This is a genomic window from Methylobacterium sp. 88A (assembly GCF_000376345.1).
Lineage (GTDB): Bacteria > Pseudomonadota > Alphaproteobacteria > Rhizobiales > Beijerinckiaceae > Methylobacterium > Methylobacterium bullatum.
Genome location: NZ_AQVT01000001.1, coordinates 1540752 through 1556427, shown reverse-complemented (window position 1 = coordinate 1556427; position 15676 = coordinate 1540752). Strand labels below are relative to the sequence as shown.

The window sequence follows — 15676 nt, the reverse complement described above, 5'->3', positions numbered from 1 at the left end:
GTTGCGTCGAAAAGTTATTCGGCCGCGACGCGAAGGTGCTCCTGTGGGCTGGCCTGCACTTCGCGGTCGGCACGCCAGCCCGATTGAACCGGGGCGATCGCGACCTGGTTTCGTCCGCCGTGCTTGGCGCGATAGAGGGCCGTGTCGGCTGCCTTGACGAGGTCGGCGCTGTTGCTCGACGTGCTCGGCAGGGAGGACACGCCCAGCGATGCGGAGACCTTCGCACCATGGCCCCCGGACAGAGCCTCTATCCGTTCCCGGATCTGTTCTGCCTTGAGCGCCGCATCCTCGAGGCTGCAATCGGGGAGAAACACGATCATTTCCTCGCCACCGTAGCGACAGGCGACATCGGTCTCCCGGAGCGCTCCGACGATCGCCGCCGCCGCCTCCCTCAGAACCGCGTCCCCCGTCGCATGGCCGTGCTCGTCGTTGAGGCGCTTGAAGTGGTCGAGGTCGATCATGATCACCGAGACTTTCCGCCCCTCGCGCTCGGCGATGCGGACATATCGGTCGAGACTGTCTTCCATGTAGCGTCGGTTGTAGAGGCCCGTCAGCGGATCGCGGAGCGCCTGGTTGCGCAGCTTCTCGCGCAGAGCGATGTTCGACAGGGCGAGCGACATCGCGTCCCCGAGCGCCGAACTCAGCGGCAGGATGGCGGCGAGGCGTTGCTCCGCCTCCAAACCCTGCCCGAAGATTTGGAGAAGGCCGAGGTTCTCGCCCCGCGCGACCATCGGGATTTCGAGGGCCGCGAGACCGGAGGCATGGTGCTCACAGCAGAGGGCTCTGGAGCCGCTGCGGTTGATGTGCGGCTTGCCGCGCTTCATGGCCCAGCACTGGTTGATCGCGATCACCTCCGGCGGGGGTGAGCCATCGTCGCATGCCCAGGAGGTCGAGAGGACGAGGCGGTCCCGTGAGTTGTTGAAGACGTAGAGCGCGCCGCTGAAGCCGCCGATCAGTTCGCCGGCGGTGGCTCGGAGGACCGCGTTCGCATCGTGATGGTCGGTGGCGCTCTGGAGCATGTCCGTCATCTCGAACAGATGGCCGATCTGCGTTCTGGACGCGTCCATGTCCGCGATGGCCGTCGCCCGGGCCTGGGCATCTCGCGCGCTCGATCGGAATGCGAAGATCATAACTCCGGCAATCAAAATCTGCGAGAGCAACACGATGCTCTTGCCGATCTCGATGCGCGTCTCGTGATCGGCGAAGTGCGAGTTCCAGTCCGCCAGGAAGGCATCGAACGCGCGACGCATCGTGCCGAGCAGAGCTGCACTCCTGCGTTCCTTGAGCAGGGTCTCAGCCGCCTCCAGCTTTCCGGCGCGGACGAGTTCGAGAGCATCCGTCCAGATGGCTTCGAGCGACTTGATGCTGGCGTCGGCGGAGACGCTGGTCCCGTCGGGCATCCTGAGGAATGGATCGAGGCGAGCCAGATGCGTATCGCGACGGCTATGGAGCGCTTCGAAGGCGCGGCTGTACTCGCTGTATTCGGTATCCCGGTCGCCGAGGACTCTGTTGAGGACGTAGGCTTCCGCGTCCATGAGCGCTTCCTGGGCGATGCGCATCTGCCGCCCGCCCTCGCGCAGGTCGATGAGGGCCTGCTGGTGCCGGTTGGTGTAGAAGAAGCCCGAGAGCACGATCGTGATCATGACCACGACGAGACCGACCTGAGCGGCAAGGCGATGCCGGACATTGCCGCGCCGGGTGCTTGCCGTTGCAACTCCCGCTTCGCGCTCACTCAGTGCCATTGCCGGTCCTACGATATCGGAACCGACACGGATCGGCACGCGGGAGACAGAAAGGCACCAACCTCCTGTCTCCGCGTGAACGAAGATGGCTAAGAGATTGGTTTTTTGAGCCGCTGCGTTTCGGGGGACCGTCCGCGGTTCGCTCCCGCTCGGCCATGGCGGAGCGTCCCCTCACCGCACACGAGCATCCGTGATCGGCCTCGGCGGCCCCCCTTCCGGCGTCACCCAGTCCTGCGCGTTCCTGAGGCGGATGCCGCTGGCGTGGAGGGTGGAGCGCCAGATCGGCGCGAGCGGCGTGAGGCGGGGCAAGGTGCGGAGTTCGACGCCTCGCGCCTTCATCGCGTCGGGCAGGTCCCGTATCGTGTCGTGCCCGCTAGGGATGACCGGGCTCTTCGAGACCCAGCTGCCGGGCTCGCCGGTGGGTTCGAAGGTCTCGGGCGGCATGCGGTAGCGCTCGATCGCGGCGGTCGCGATCCTCTCCGCCCAGGCCTCCTCCACATAGGCGACGGCGCGGCCGGCGACGTCGCCGAACCAGGCGCGCCGATCCTCCGGCGAGGTCCGTTCGGTGGGCCAGATCACGATCCGGGGGCAGTCGCGCGGAAACAGGTAGAGCAGGCTGTGGGCGTCATCGATCGCCCAGACCAGGGGGCCGTTCAGCCAGGCCCCCGCCTGTCCGCGATCCACGCCGACGCGGACGGGGCGCGGCGCGAAGACCCGGATCGTCGGGTCCTCGCTGAAATGGAACAGGTCCCCTGGTTCGCCGGACGTGTCGCGCGGGCTCACCGTGCGTTGCGGAAGACCTGAAGGTCGAGGTCCCGCACCTTCTTGCGCAGGGTGTTGCGGTTGACGCCAAGCAGTTCCGCCGCGCGGATCTGGTTGCCCCGGGTGGCGGCGAGCGCCGCGCCTATGAGCGGGCCTTCGATCTCGCGTAAGATGCGGTGGTAGAGGCCGGGCGGGGGCAGCGTGTCGCGATAACCGCTGAAATACTCGGCGAGATGCCGCTCCACCGCCGCCGACAGGGTCTCGTTGTCCGCCGCGCCGGCCTTGCGCGCACCGGACCCGTTGGCCTGCGGCTGGGCGAGGGGCAGCGTGTCGAGCTCAGCCTCGATGACCGGGCCGGTGATCGTCTCCTGCGGATACAGGGCGGCCAGGCGGCGCACGAGGTTCTCGAGTTCGCGGACGTTGCCGGGCCAGCGGTAGCGCTTCAGGCGGTCCATCGCCTCGCCGTCGAGCTGCTTGCGGCTCAGGCCCTCCTTCTCCACCAGGATGAAGAAGTGGCGGATCAGGTCGGGCACGTCCTCCGAACGCTCGCGGAGCGCCGGCAGGCGCAGTGGCACGACGTTGAGCCGGAAGAACAGATCCTCGCGGAAGATGCCCTGCTGGATCGAGACGCGCAGGTCCTTGTTGGTGGCCGCGATGATGCGGACATTGGTCTTGATCGGGACCCGGCCGCCTACCGTGGTGTATTCGCCCTGCTGCAGCACGCGCAGGAGGCGGGTCTGGGCCTCCATCGGCATGTCGCCGATCTCGTCGAGGAAGAGCGTGCCGCCCTCCGCCTGCTCGAACCGGCCGGCCGAGCGCGAGAGCGCGCCGGTGAAGGCGCCCTTCTCATGGCCGAACAGCTCGGATTCGATGAGGTCGCGCGGGATCGCCGCCATGTTCACCGGCACGAACGGCCCGGAGCGGCGACGGCCGTAATCGTGCAGCGCGCGGGCCACCAGCTCCTTGCCGGTGCCCGACTCGCCGGTGATCATCACCGTGAGGTCGGTGGGCATCAGGCGGGCGAGCGCCCGGTAGATCTCCTGCATGGCCGGCGAGCGGCCCACCAGCGGGATGTCCTCGTTGCCGGGATCGGCGCCGGGGGCGGGCGTGCCACGCGGCCGCGACAGTGCCCGGCCGACGATGGCGATGAGCTCCTTCAGGTCGAAGGGCTTGGGCAGGTATTCGTAGGCCCCGCGCTCGGAGGCGCGGATCGCGGTCATGAACGTGTTCTGCGCGCTCATGACGATGATCGGCAGTTCCGGCCGCACGCGCTTGATGCGCGGCAGCAGGTCGAACACGTTCTCGTCCGGCATCATCACATCGGTGATGACGAGGTCGCCCTCCCCTTGCGCGACCCAGCGCCAGAGGGTGGCGCAGTTGCCGGTGGAGCGGACCTCGTAGCCGGCCCGCGACAGGGCCTGGTTGAGGACGGTGCGGATGGCGGCGTCGTCGTCCGCGACGATGATGTGGCCGTTGGGCATGACGCGACTCTATTGCTCCGCGGCCGACTCGCGCCCGTCACGGGCGCTCGACATGGGAAGGAGGAGACGGAAAGTGGTGCGGCGCGGCACGGGATCGCATTCGACGATGCCACCGTGATCGCCGATGATCTTGGCCGCCAGTGCAAGTCCGAGGCCGGACCCCTGGGCTTTGGTGGTCACGAACGGGTCGAACAGGTCGGGCAGGAGCTCGGCCGAGACCCCCGGCCCGTTGTCCCGCACCGCCACTTCGATGGGCAGGCTCACCCGTTCGCGCGTGCCGGGCACCTGCATCTTCAGCCCCGTGCGGAAGGCGGTGGAGAGGGTGATCTCGCCATCCACCGCATCGGCGCCGATGGCCTCGGCGGCGTTCTTCACGAGGTTGAGGATCACCTGGATCAACTGATCGCGGTTGCCCAGGACCGGGGGCAGCGACGGGTCGTAGGTCTCGACGAAGCGGATGTGCCGGGCAAAGCCCGACTGGGCCGAGCGCTTCACCTGATCGAGCACGCCGTGGACGTTGACCGGTCCGCGCTCCACCGGGCGCTCGTCGCCGAACAGTTCCATCCGCTCGACGATGCGGACGATCCGGTCGGATTCGTCGCAGATCAGCCGGGTGAGCAGGCGGTCGTCCTCGGTGCCCGATTGTTCGAGGAGCTGGGCCGCGCCTCGGATGCCCGCGAGCGGGTTCTTGATCTCGTGCGCCAGCATGGCGCCCAGCGCGATCATCGAGCGCGCGGCGCCGCGATGGGTGAGTTGCCGGTTCATCTTGTCGGCGATGGTGCGCTCCTGGAGCATCATCACCACCGCATCCTCCTCGTCGCCGAGGGGGGTCGCGAAGACGTCGACGTTGCGCTCCAGGCCGGAGCGCGGCTGGACCAGTTCGACGCCGTATTCGCTGACGCTCGCCTTGCGGCGGCGCACTTCGGCCACGAGGGCGCTGATCGGGGACGAGAACGGGATGATGTCGCGCAGGTGCCGGCGCTGCATCAACCGCGCGGAATGATCGAAGAACGTCTCCGCCGCGTGGTTCACATGGAGGATGCGGTCGTCGGCGCCGATGGTGATGACCGGCAGCGGCAGGGCGTTGATCACCGCCTCGCTCGTGGGCGGGGCGATGGTCCGGCCGCCATGTTCCTTGTCCGCGCTCACGCTGCCTCCTCGGTGACGAATGGTACGCGCGGGTGCCGCATCGCCTTCGAGAGAAGGTCGGCTGCGATGGCCGGATCGGTGGTGGTGAGGAGCCGCGTCCGGTCGTCGGGGCCGAGCGCGCCGGACCCGTCCACGTAGGCCGCCAGGTGCTTGCGCGCGTGGCGCACGCCCATGGCGGGGCCGTAGAGCGCGAGGAGCCCCTGGTAATGCTCCAGGGCGAGGGCGGTCTTCTCCTCGGCGTCGAGGGAACGCGGTGCCCGGCCGGCGAGACCGGCGGCGATCTCGCCCACCAGCCAGGGACGACCCAGGGCTGCGCGGCCGATCATCAGCCCGGCGGCGCCCGAGGCGGCGAGGCAGGCCCGCGCACCGGCGAGATCGACGACGTCGCCATTGGCGATGACCGGGATCGAGACCGCATCCACCACGGCGCGGATGGCGGCCCAATCGGCCTGGCCCTTGTAGAATTGCTGCCGGGTGCGGCCATGGACCGTCACCGCCGCGAGGCCGAGCCCCTCGGCGCGCCGGGCGAGATCGGGGGCATTCAGGCTCGCATGATCCCAGCCGAGGCGCATCTTGACCGTGACCGGGATCGCCACCGCCGCGCGGACGGCGGCGAGGATGCGCGTGGCCCCCTCGATGTCGCGCATCAGGGCGGAGCCCGCCTCCCCGCCGGTGACGGTCTTGGCCGGGCAGCCCATGTTGATGTCGATCACATCGGCGCCATTCGCCTCGGCCAGCCGTGCGGCCTCCGCCATCGATTCGGGCACGCAGCCGGCGAGCTGGACCACGTGGGGATCGACTCCGCCGCCCTCGGCCCGCAGGCGCGCCTCCTCCGCCCCACGGGCGAATTCGGCCGCCGCCACCATTTCCGAGACGACGGCGCTTGCACCCAGACGCCGCGCGATGCGACGCATGTGCAGGTCGGTGACGCCCGACAGGGGGGCGAGCAGGACCGGCACCGAAGCCGCGGCGCCTGCCTTCTCGCCGGCCTGCCCCTGGCCATCGCCCGAGCGCAGAACGCTCAAATAATCATCAGCTTTCATTGTGCCCAACAAATAGACAATCGCCGGGGCGACGCAAGCGCCTTGCGCGATTTGATTTCAGGCTATGCCCCGCTTAAACGACAGACCACCCCAGCCATCCACGCTACCTCGAACTGATGCGGGAGCACTTTTCCATGTCCGGCACCGCCTGGAACGCCGCGGTGGTCGTCGCAGCCGGCCGCGGGATCCGCATCGGCGGTGACGTTCCCAAGCAATATCGCAGCGTCGGCGGACGCGCGGTCCTCACCCGGACCCTCGCCGCACTGGCGGCCCATCCCGACCTCGCGGTGATCCAGCCCGTGATCGCTGCGGACGCGGCTTCGTTCTACCACGCCTGCGTCGCGGAACTCGACCCCGTTCTGCGCGCCAAGCTCGCGGCCCCCGTCGAGGGCGGCGCCACGCGCCAGCAGTCCGTGAGGTCCGGTCTCGAAGCCTTGGCCGGTCTCGAAGCCTTGGCCGCATCGTCGGCGGTGACGGGCGCGCCGGGTCTCGTCCTGGTTCACGACGCGGCCCGTCCGCATGTGGACACGGCCTTGATCGACCGCGCCCTCGTCGCCGGCCGGGACCATGGCGCGGCGGTGCCCGGCATCGCCGTCACCGATACGATCAAGATCGTCGAGGATCTCGGGACGGGGATCGGCCGGGTGCGCGAGACCCCTGCCCGTGAATCCCTGCGCGCCGTCCAGACCCCTCAGGCCTTCGCCTTCGCGCCCCTCCTCGCCGCCCACCGCAAGGCGGCGGAGGCGGACCTCCACGGCTTTACCGATGACGGGGCTTTGGCCGAATGGGCCGGGCTCGACGTGGTGGTGTTCGAGGGCGACCCGCGCAACCGCAAGATCACCCAGCCCTCGGACCTGATCGAGGCCGACCGCGGCTTTTCCGGCAGCGATGTGCTGCCCTCCGAACCAGAGACCGATTCCATGACGACCTACGTGACCCGCCTCGGGACCGGCTTCGACGTCCATGCCTTCACCGAGGGCGACCATGTCTGGCTCGGCGGCGTGAAGATCCCCGCCGATCGCGGCGTGCTGGCCCATTCCGACGGGGACGTGGCGCTGCACGCCCTCACCGACGCTCTCCTCGGGGCGATCGCGGATGGCGACATCGGCACGCATTTCCCGCCGAGCGACGAGCAATGGCGCGGCGCCTCGTCCGACCGCTTCCTGGCCCATGCGGTGAAGCTCGTCCGCGACCGGGGCGGCCGGATCGACCATCTCGACATCACCGTCCTGGCCGAAGCCCCGCGCATCGGCGCCCATCGCGAGGCCATCCGCGCCCGCATCGCCGAGATCTGCGGCGTGAAGCTGAGCTCGGTCTCCATCAAGGCGACGACCACCGAGAAGCTCGGCTTCGTCGGCCGCGCCGAGGGGCTCGCGGCCCAGGCGGCGGCGACGATCCGCCTGCCGGAAGACGACGCGGCGTGATCGACGACCCGGCGCTCCTCGCCCGCGCCGAGGCGCTGGTGGCGGCCTATGCCGCCGCCGGGCTTCGCGCGGCCTGCGCCGAATCCTGCACCGGCGGCCTCGTCGCCGGGCTGCTCACCGCAGTCCCCGGCTCCTCGGCGGTGGTCGAGCGCGGCTTCGTCACCTATTCCAACGACGCCAAGTCCGAAATGCTCGGTGTGCCCGCCGACCTCATCGCGACCCACGGGGCGGTGAGCAAATCCGTGGCCCGCGCCATGGCGGAGGGGGCGCTCGCCCATTCGCACGCGGATGTGGCGGTCTCGATCACCGGCATCGCCGGCCCGGGCGGCGGCAGCGAGGCCAAGCCCGTGGGCCTCGTGCATTTCGGCCTCGCCCGCCGTGGCGCCGCGACCCGGCATATCGAGCGCCGTTTCGGCGATCTCGGCCGGGGCGAAATCCGCCGCGCGGCCGTGGCGGAGGCGCTGGACCTGTTCGGCCGGGCCGTGGAGCCCGTCGGGACGGATTGAGGCCTATGTCAGTTGCTTTTTTCCAAGGCTTCACCTCAGCCTGAGGTGCCGCGGAGCGGCCTCGAAGGAGGCTTCCAGCCAGCATCGCGCGATCTGGAGGGCTCCTTCGAGGCCGCCGCTGTGCGGCGTCACCTCAGGATGAGGTGGTTGGCTAGGATGATCGACTTCAGTCTCGCCATCCGCTGAGACATCCGATCAAGCCGGCTCTCAATCGGCGACTTCGCCGAGGATCGCGCCCGTCTTCGGATCGGCATCGAACTTCATCTTTCGGCCGTTCTTGATGCCCTCGCCGTCCCAATGGCCGTCATCGGCCTCGAGCTTCGTGATCTCGGTGTAGCCCTCGGCCATCAGCGCCTTCTTCACTTGATCGACCGGCAGCCAGTCGGGGCCGGGTTGGTCCGCTGCGGCGAAGCCGGAGAGGCCCGCATTCAGGGCGAGGGCGAGGGCGAGAGTCGGGATCGGTCTCACGGGGGTGTTCTCCGGTGGCGTTGCGCCCCTGTATCTAGGGCTCCGCACGGCATCCGCCCGCCTGTCCCTCCAGAGAACGGGCACCGGCGCGTCAGGCGACGCCGTATACCCGGTCCGCCCTGCCCTCGAACGCATCGGTGAACTTGCGGAAGGCGCGGTCGAACATCGTGCCCATGAGGAGGCCGAGGGTACGGCTCTTGAACTCGTAGGTGATGAAGAAGTCCACGTCGCAGCCGGCGGGAGCCCTTTCCTTGAAACCCCAGCGGTTCTCGAGGTGCCGGAAGGGTCCGTCGATGTATTCGGCGACGATCTTCAGGTTCTGCGGGTCGAGGGTGACGCGGGTGGTGAAGCGCTCGCGGATCGCCTTGTAGCCCACCCCCATCTCGGCGACGAGGATCTCGGTGCCGTCCGGGCCGGGCTGGCGGCGCAGGACGCGCAGGGATTCGCAGAGCGGCAGGAATTCCGGGTAGCGTTCCACGTCGGCCACGAGGTCGTACATCTGCTGCGGCGAGTGGCGCACCGCGCGGTTGATCCGGAAGGAAGGCATCGGCCCTCAGGCGTTGGCAGGCGCGAGCCGAGCGAGCCGGGCGGCCTTCAATCGTGAAAAATCCTCGCCCGCATGGTGCGAGGAGCGGGTCAGGGGCGTCGCCGAGACGAGGAGGAAACCCTTGGAATAGGCGGTGGTTTCAAGGGTCTTGAATTCTTCCGGCGGGACGAAGCGCTTCACCTCGTGGTGTTTCTTCGTCGGCTGCAGGTACTGGCCGATGGTGAGGAAGTCCACATCCGCCGAGCGCAGGTCGTCCATGAGCTGGACGATCTCGTTCCGCTCCTCGCCGAGGCCGACCATGATGCCGGACTTGGTGAAGATGGTGGGGTCGAGCTCCTTCACCCGCTGCAGCAGCCGCACCGAATGGAAGTAGCGCGCGCCGGGGCGGACGGTGAGATAGTTGCCCGGCACCGTCTCCATGTTGTGGTTGAACACGTCGGGCCGCGCCTCCACCACCAGTTCCAGCGCGCCGTCCTTGCGCAGGAAATCGGGGGTGAGCACCTCGATCGTGGTGGCGGGGCTGCGCTCGCGGATGGCCCGGATGGTGCGGAAGAAATGCATGGCCCCGCCATCGGCGAGGTCGTCGCGGTCCACCGAGGTGATGACCACGTGGTGCAGGCCGAGCTTGGCCACGGAATCGGCGATCTTGGCCGGCTCGTCCCCGTCGAGGGCGTTGGGCAGGCCGGTGCGCACGTTGCAGAAGGCGCAGGCCCGCGTGCAGGTGTCGCCCATGATCATGAAGGTGGCGTGCTTCTTCTCCCAGCACTCGCCGATATTGGGGCAGCCCGCCTCCTCGCAGACCGTGACGAGGCCGTGCTCCTTCACGATGGCGCGGGTGGCGTTCCAGCCGGGCGAACCGGGTGCCTTCACCCGGATCCAGTCGGGCTTGCGCTGGATCGGGTTGTCCGGGCGATGCGCCTTTTCCGGGTGCCGGGGGCGCTGGTCGTTTCGCAGGAGGTCGAGGACGACGGCCATGGCATACCGGGCAAGCTGCGCCGGCAACGGGCCGGCGCTCGGTTCGAAAGGTAATGACTCGGCTCCCGCATCGCAAACGATCGGGAAACGATCCGCCGAACCTGTCAGTAGCTCATGCCGCGTCCGCGGATGGCCCTGTAGATGGTGATGATGATCACCGCCCCCGCCGTGGCCGAGAGCAGATTGCGCCAGAAGCCGTAGACCGGGATGTGGAGCTTGGCGGCCAGATAGTTGCCGAGAAGACCTCCGAGGATGCCCATCGCGATGTTGGCGAAGAGGCCCATATTCGCCGAGGTGAACTGTTCCGCGAGCCAGCCCGCCAGGGCGCCGATGACGATCGCCATGAACAATCCCACGCCCGGTTGCCCCAGCGCACCGTAGACTTCTCCATTCATACCCGTCGCTCCTTCGCAAGGAGCGGGGCGTGCCGGTCGCCCCGCTATGGGTCCTACCTGTGACGCTCTCCCCCGCAGCGCAAGTCGCGGCGGCATGGAACTGGGCGGGGACTGCCATTCCGGATCGCCCGCGACGGTGCCGACCGTTCGGCATGGGGAACGTCCGCTCCTGGCGCGATACCCGGCCTGAGCGAGAACGAAGCGGAAAATTAATTATTAATTTTAACTATATTCCGAACAAGCTTCGTATAGATCCGTAAAATTCTACGTATTGATTTCCGTCGACTTGTCAGCGTCTCGTTAACGTTCTCTTAACTTTCTTTGGGTTGCCGCGACGTCGTCCCGGATGCGCGGCCATTGGAGCGAGTGCCGTGAGTCGAATTCTTTTGACGGGTGCGACGGGGCTCATCGGCGGTGCCGTCCTGCACCGTGCCCTGGCGATGAAGACGGATACCGAATGGGTCTGCCTGGTGCGGGCCTCGGACGAGGAGGCCGGGCGTCAGCGCATCGCGGCGCGTCTCGGCCGCTTCACCAGTGTCCTGAACGCCCAGCGTCTCGCGCAGCGCGTGGAGATCGTGGCGGGGAATTTCACCCATGCCGACACGATCGCCGATCCCCGCCTCGATACGGTGACGCAGGTTCTGCATCTGGCCGCCGACACGTCGTGGTGGGCGCAGGAAAAGGTCCACCGGACCAACCATGACGGCACCCTGGCCCTGGCCCGGCGCGCGGCGCGGATGCCGCGGCTCGACCGTTTCCTCCATGTGAGCACGGCGATGATCTGCGGAGGCCAGCCGCCCGCGACGGTGGACGAGACCCTCTACCCCGACGCGGAGGCCATCCATCTCGTGCCCTACAGCGCCTCGAAAGCCGCGGCCGAAATGTCGTTGGCGGCCCGCTTCGCGGACCTGCCCCTGGTCGTGGCGCGCCCCTCCATCGTGCTCGGCCACACCACGCTGGGCGCCCGGCCGGGTTCGAGCATCCTCTGGGTGATCCGCGCCTGCGACCGGCTGAGGCTCGTCGCCGGTTCCCGCGACGGGACCGTCGACATCGTCCCCACCGACTGGGTGGCCGACACCCTGGTGGAGATGCTCGCGAGGCCCGCCCTCGCCCACCGGACCTACCACCTCTCCGCCGGCACCTCGAGCCGCACCCGCTGGAGCGAGCTCGGCCGCACCCTCGACCGCGTCGACCCGGCCGAGAGCCCGCGCCACTACGAGGAATTCTCCGCCCGCGACCGGGCGACCCTTCACAGGCGCTTCACCGAGGTCTTCGGCATGGACGAGGCGATCAAGGTGGCGATGTTCCGGGCGCTGCAGGCCTATTACCGGTTCTGCGAACTCGACGTGACCTTCGACAATACCCGCCTCCTGGCGGAAGGCTTCGCGCCTCCCCCCGCGCTCTCGGAATACATCGGCCGCTGCATCGAGACCTCCGGCGAGATCGTCGACCAGTTCCGGGAGGATTTCGGGAACTTCGCCGGCATGCCCGCTCGGGGCAAAACGCCCAGGCACACGAGGCTACCCCTTTCCGATGGCGTCGCCGCACGCGACATTTCTGCCGGGCAGAACGCGGCGAGACGCGGATCGGCACCAGGCTGAACCATCCCGCGTCGGAGCCAAATCCTCTCTCGGCGCTTGTAAATCCACTTTCGGCGCTTTTACTGGGCGGATGGCGCCCGGGATCGGCGCCGATTTGAGGTCACAACCATGCGGAATCGGTCGAAGCTCGGCCTTGCGGCTCTGGCGGTGGTGCTTCTCGGCGGAGCGGCGTTCCTCCGCTTCGTCGTCTACCCCGAGAAGGCCAGTCTCGAAGCCTCGGCCGGGATAGGCCCCAACCCCACCCTGCCCGCGCCGAACCCGACCTTGATGCCCACCGTGAACATCGCCCGCGTCGCCCGCTGGGAGAACGGCGCCAAGCCGAAGGCGGCGGCGGGGCTTCAGGTCGCGGCCTACGCGGACGGGTTCGACCATCCTCGCTGGATGTACCTCCTGCCCAATGGCGACGTGCTGGTGGCGGAGGCGAACAAGCCCAAGACCGACGACCCCTCCACCGGCATCGCCGACTGGGTCGCCGACAAGGTGAAGAGCATGGCCGGCGCCGGCGTGCCGAGCCCGGACCGGATCGTCCTCCTGCGCGACACGAACGGCGACGGTGTCGCCGAGGAGCGCCACGTCTTCCTCTCCGGCCTGCATTCACCCTTCGGCATGGCCCTGGTGGGCGGCGACCTCTACGTGGCCAATGCCGATGCCCTGGTGAAAGTGCCCTATGCGCCGGGCCAGACCGAGATCGCGGCCAAGCCCGAGACCGTGGTCGCGCTGCCGTCCGGCATCAACCACCATTGGACGAAGAACGTCATCGCGAGCCCGGACGGCACCAAGCTCTTCGTCACCGTGGGCTCGAACAGCAATGTCGGCGAGAACGGTCTCGACAAGGAGACGGGCCGCGCCGCGATCTGGGAATACACGATCGCGACGAAGCAGATGCGCGAGTTCGCCACGGGGCTTCGCAACCCCAACGGCCTCGCCTTCGCGCCCAACGGCGGTGCCCTCTGGACGGCGGTGAACGAGCGCGACGAGATCGGCAGCGACCTCGTGCCCGACTACGTCACCTCGGTGAAGGAAGGCGGCTTCTATGGCTGGCCCTACAGCTACTGGGGCAAAAACGTCGACGAACGGGTGTCGCCGCAGAAGCCCGACCTCGTCGCCAAGGCCATCGCGCCGGACTACGCTGTCGGCACCCACACCGCGTCTCTGGGCATCGCCTTCTCCAACGGCTCGGCCCTGCCGGAGGCGTGGACAAGCGGCCTCTTCGTGGCCCAGCACGGCTCATGGAACCGCCGCCCGAAGAGCGGATACAAGGTGATCTACGTCCCCTTCAAGGACGGCAAGCCCACCGGCCAGCCGGTGGACGCGCTCACCGGCTTCCTCGATGCCGACGAGAAGGCGCAGGGGCGCCCTGTGGGCGTGATCCTCGACAAGACCGGGGCGCTGCTGGTGAGCGATGATGTGGGGAAGGTGGTGTGGCGGGTGAGTGGTTCGGGAGGGACACAATAGTTGCAGTCCAACTTTCCGTATCGACTGGTTCAGTCTACGGCGGAGACGGAAGCCTTCCGTCTCTTGGTCACCGTTCTGTGCTTCCGATGTCTCACAATACGGTCGATCTCCTGTGAGAGATATTGCGATGTTCTCATGGGTGGCCGATCGCGAGAGCTTGCGCCAGCGGATGAAAGTTGAAAGAGGTTTATGGGGGCAGGCTCGGTGCCGAACTGAATTTCCCCGGTCCGATATGCCTCTGTCGGTAAAAGCATGACAAAGCCCAAAGACAAGGCCCTGGACCGATCCGCCCGGGAAACCCTCAAGCTGTGTCGCGCCGACGTCGAGCAGGGACGCTGGAACGACGTCGTCGCTCGAACGCACGACCCCACACTGATTTTGTCACTACCGCAACTCCTCATCTACCGCTTGAGCGGTGCTCTCGCCACCGGACGGGACGACGTGATCGATGAGGTCGCGGGCCACGTCTCATCGCTGACCGGCAGAGAGGCCATAGCGTATGCCGTCATACGCGACTTGGTCGCGAATCGGAGAAGCGGTCTGGCGGGACGGGTACTGCTCGATAACGCCTTCCTGCACGTCGATCATCGACTCCTGGACGCGGCCAGCACCATCATCAGAAACACGCTGGACGAGGATTTGCAGATTGCTTTGGGCGAGTTGAAGAAGGTTGCCAGTCGTGGCGGATCGGAAATGAAGCCGATGCCCACGGAGTTTCGGTTCTCTCCCCAGCCCTCTATCGATCACCTGGGTAGCGTGAAGGTTCAAAGATCGTCCGCGACCTCCCCTCATCACGTCATCGCCTTACGGCGGGAAGCTAGGTTGTTCCGAAAGGTGATCTCTGCTCAGCTTCAGCCGAAGGTTCTGGAACGTCGCAACGTGTTCACCAGCGCGATCGGTCAAATCTGGACCGAGGATGGCCGGATTCTCCGGCCGCGGAAATCACCGATCCCGTGGGTCGAACGATCCTCCGTTCCCCAGATCGGCATCGCGCTGTCGTCCAATCGGCCATCGGCGGGGATCTATCACTGGCTGGTCGATCACCTTCCCCGCTTCGCCTTCCTCGGTGACAGCGGGCTGGTCGCGGACGACACATTCAAGGTTCTGTTGAACGGCAGCAATCCCGGCTTCGAGCAGACCTCGCTGGATATGATCGGCTTGGGTGATTCGACCTATCGCATCGACCGGCCGGTCTTCGTCGAACGCCTTCTCGTTCCTGTCGTGCCTTTCGAGGGGATGGCCGGATGGCGGCATCTCGACAGCGTCTTCGCGGTGATGGTCGAGCGAGCGATCGAGATGGCGCGCGCTCACGGCGTCACGCTTCCGGAGCGGGTCTACATCACCCGACGGGACGCGAAGCGTCGCCCGCTCACCAACGAGGTCGACATCGAGCAAGTGATGCAGTCCCACGGCTTCGAAATCGCGGAATTCTCCACCCTCCCGCTCTGGCATCAGATCGCCATCGCCCACCAAGCGTCGGTCATCGCCTCGCCGCACGGCGGGGGCCTCGCCCATCTCATCTTCTCTCGCCCCAAAACGCGAGTCATCGAGATTCTTCCCATCAAGGACGGGGCCTATAATCTCCGTTTCAACTATGCGCGCCTCTGCCTCACCAAGGGGCACGATTACGTCGCTTGGATGGAGCCCCAGCCGGTCAAGGGCGATGCCTGGACGGTGGACCTGCGCGCCTTCGGACCGTTTCTGGCCCGCACGATGCGGGGAGCGTGACATCGGCCTGCCGTCAGGGTGAGTCCCGGTAGGACAGTGGCGAGACGGCGGCGCATGTTCGTCCTCGGTGCGGCCCGAGGGGACTTGGGCCGAAGCGGTCGCACTTCAGGCGATGCGGTCTGCTTAAACCTGCTTCAGCCCCTGAGGGCGGAGCGGACATAACCCCGCGAAATCAACCGGCTGGTCTCGCGTGCCCGACGCTCGGCCTGCATCAGGTCGGACAGCGCGTCGGTGATGGCGCAGCGGAGCGCGATCTCCGCGTCCCCCGCCGTGCTGGTGAGATAGGCCTGGGCGATCTCCTCCACCGGGCAGTGAAGGCCCGGCGCCGCCTCATCCTCGTTCCTGATCCTGGTCAGCGTCTTCGGCATGGCCCGTCTCCGACTCGCGTTGAGAACGAAGA

General features: G+C 67.5%; 15 protein-coding genes. 5 read left to right on the top strand and 10 right to left on the bottom strand.

Going from position 1 to position 15676, the window contains the following annotated elements:
• Positions 1-14 precede the first annotated feature (14 nt).
• The 5 genes from A3OM_RS0107475 to dusB form a co-directional block, all read right to left on the bottom strand.
• Positions 15-1742: a GGDEF domain-containing protein gene (locus tag A3OM_RS0107475; RefSeq protein ID WP_018043116.1), complete on the bottom strand. Its 1728-nt coding sequence runs from the start codon at positions 1740-1742 to the stop codon at positions 15-17.
• A 171-nt stretch (positions 1743-1913) separates the two neighbouring features.
• The gene (locus tag A3OM_RS23630) at positions 1914-2525 is read right to left on the bottom strand and encodes a DUF6886 family protein (RefSeq protein ID WP_018043115.1); all 612 of its coding nucleotides are present in this window, start codon (positions 2523-2525) and stop codon (positions 1914-1916) included.
• The gene (gene ntrC, locus A3OM_RS0107465) at positions 2522-3985 is read right to left on the bottom strand and encodes a nitrogen regulation protein NR(I) (protein WP_018043114.1); all 1464 of its coding nucleotides are present in this window, start codon (positions 3983-3985) and stop codon (positions 2522-2524) included. The genes A3OM_RS23630 and ntrC overlap by 4 nt, the downstream gene beginning before the upstream one ends.
• 9 nt (positions 3986-3994) lie before the next feature.
• Complete coding sequence (locus A3OM_RS0107460) at positions 3995-5134, bottom strand: ATP-binding protein (RefSeq protein WP_018043113.1); 1140 nt, start codon at positions 5132-5134, stop codon at positions 3995-3997.
• Positions 5131-6177: a tRNA dihydrouridine synthase DusB gene (gene dusB / locus A3OM_RS0107455; RefSeq protein ID WP_018043112.1), complete on the bottom strand. Its 1047-nt coding sequence runs from the start codon at positions 6175-6177 to the stop codon at positions 5131-5133. The genes A3OM_RS0107460 and dusB overlap by 4 nt, the downstream gene beginning before the upstream one ends.
• A gap of 134 nt (positions 6178-6311) precedes the next feature.
• Between dusB and A3OM_RS0107450 the strand changes: the two genes are divergently transcribed.
• Positions 6312-7601 (top strand): bifunctional 2-C-methyl-D-erythritol 4-phosphate cytidylyltransferase/2-C-methyl-D-erythritol 2,4-cyclodiphosphate synthase, encoded by a 1290-nt coding sequence (locus tag A3OM_RS0107450; RefSeq protein ID WP_018043111.1) that lies wholly within the window; start codon positions 6312-6314, stop codon positions 7599-7601.
• Positions 7598-8107 (top strand): nicotinamide-nucleotide amidohydrolase family protein, encoded by a 510-nt coding sequence (locus tag A3OM_RS0107445; protein ID WP_018043110.1) that lies wholly within the window; start codon positions 7598-7600, stop codon positions 8105-8107. Before A3OM_RS0107450 ends, A3OM_RS0107445 begins: the two co-directional genes overlap by 4 nt.
• Before the next feature lie 207 nt (positions 8108-8314).
• On the opposite strand, the gene A3OM_RS0107435 is transcribed toward A3OM_RS0107445, so the two are convergent.
• From A3OM_RS0107435 to A3OM_RS0107420, 4 genes are all read right to left on the bottom strand, one after another.
• Positions 8315-8575, bottom strand: coding sequence for a PepSY domain-containing protein (locus A3OM_RS0107435; protein WP_018043108.1), 261 nt, complete (start codon positions 8573-8575; stop codon positions 8315-8317).
• 91 nt (positions 8576-8666) lie between these two features.
• On the bottom strand, positions 8667-9122 hold the full coding sequence (locus tag A3OM_RS0107430) for a type II toxin-antitoxin system RatA family toxin (RefSeq protein WP_018043107.1): 456 nt from the start codon (positions 9120-9122) through the stop codon (positions 8667-8669).
• A gap of 6 nt (positions 9123-9128) precedes the next feature.
• Positions 9129-10097, bottom strand: a complete 969-nt coding sequence (gene lipA, locus A3OM_RS0107425) for a lipoyl synthase (RefSeq protein ID WP_026175813.1) — start codon at positions 10095-10097, stop codon at positions 9129-9131.
• Positions 10098-10201: 104 nt separating this feature from the next.
• On the bottom strand, positions 10202-10492 hold the full coding sequence (locus A3OM_RS0107420; protein ID WP_018043105.1) for a GlsB/YeaQ/YmgE family stress response membrane protein: 291 nt from the start codon (positions 10490-10492) through the stop codon (positions 10202-10204).
• 371 nt (positions 10493-10863) lie between these two features.
• On the opposite strand from A3OM_RS0107420, the gene A3OM_RS0107415 reads away from it, so the two are divergent.
• From A3OM_RS0107415 to A3OM_RS25130, 3 genes are all read left to right on the top strand, one after another.
• Positions 10864-12093 carry an SDR family oxidoreductase gene (locus tag A3OM_RS0107415; protein WP_157196453.1) on the top strand — a complete coding sequence of 410 codons (1230 nt, stop codon included), beginning with the start codon at positions 10864-10866 and terminating at the stop codon, positions 12091-12093.
• Positions 12094-12201: 108 nt separating this feature from the next.
• Entirely contained in the window at positions 12202-13548 is a 1347-nt protein-coding gene (locus A3OM_RS0107410) for a sorbosone dehydrogenase family protein (protein WP_018043103.1), read from the top strand.
• 252 nt (positions 13549-13800) lie between these two features.
• The gene (locus tag A3OM_RS25130; protein ID WP_081612637.1) at positions 13801-15276 is read left to right on the top strand and encodes a glycosyltransferase family 61 protein; all 1476 of its coding nucleotides are present in this window, start codon (positions 13801-13803) and stop codon (positions 15274-15276) included.
• A 134-nt stretch (positions 15277-15410) separates the two neighbouring features.
• Here A3OM_RS25130 and A3OM_RS0107400 read toward each other — a convergent pair whose 3' ends face one another.
• Positions 15411-15644, bottom strand: coding sequence for a hypothetical protein (locus A3OM_RS0107400; RefSeq protein ID WP_018043101.1), 234 nt, complete (start codon positions 15642-15644; stop codon positions 15411-15413).
• Positions 15645-15676 lie beyond the last annotated feature (32 nt).

Excerpts from the sequence above, each read along its gene's own strand:
- dusB (WP_018043112.1), bottom strand. The coding sequence starts at position 6,177 with ATGAAAGCTGATGATTATTTGAGCGTTCTGCGCTCGGGCGATGGCCAG.
- ntrC (WP_018043114.1), bottom strand. The coding sequence starts at position 3,985 with ATGCCCAACGGCCACATCATCGTCGCGGACGACGACGCCGCCATCCGC.
- A3OM_RS0107430 (WP_018043107.1), bottom strand. The coding sequence starts at position 9,122 with ATGCCTTCCTTCCGGATCAACCGCGCGGTGCGCCACTCGCCGCAGCAG.
- A3OM_RS0107400 (WP_018043101.1), bottom strand. The coding sequence starts at position 15,644 with ATGCCGAAGACGCTGACCAGGATCAGGAACGAGGATGAGGCGGCGCCG.
- A3OM_RS25130 (WP_081612637.1), top strand. The coding sequence starts at position 13,801 with ATGACAAAGCCCAAAGACAAGGCCCTGGACCGATCCGCCCGGGAAACC.
- A3OM_RS0107410 (WP_018043103.1), top strand. The coding sequence starts at position 12,202 with ATGCGGAATCGGTCGAAGCTCGGCCTTGCGGCTCTGGCGGTGGTGCTT.
- A3OM_RS0107450 (WP_018043111.1), top strand. The coding sequence starts at position 6,312 with ATGTCCGGCACCGCCTGGAACGCCGCGGTGGTCGTCGCAGCCGGCCGC.
- lipA (WP_026175813.1), bottom strand. The coding sequence starts at position 10,097 with ATGGCCGTCGTCCTCGACCTCCTGCGAAACGACCAGCGCCCCCGGCAC.
- A3OM_RS0107420 (WP_018043105.1), bottom strand. The coding sequence starts at position 10,492 with ATGAATGGAGAAGTCTACGGTGCGCTGGGGCAACCGGGCGTGGGATTG.
- A3OM_RS0107475 (WP_018043116.1), bottom strand. The coding sequence starts at position 1,742 with ATGGCACTGAGTGAGCGCGAAGCGGGAGTTGCAACGGCAAGCACCCGG.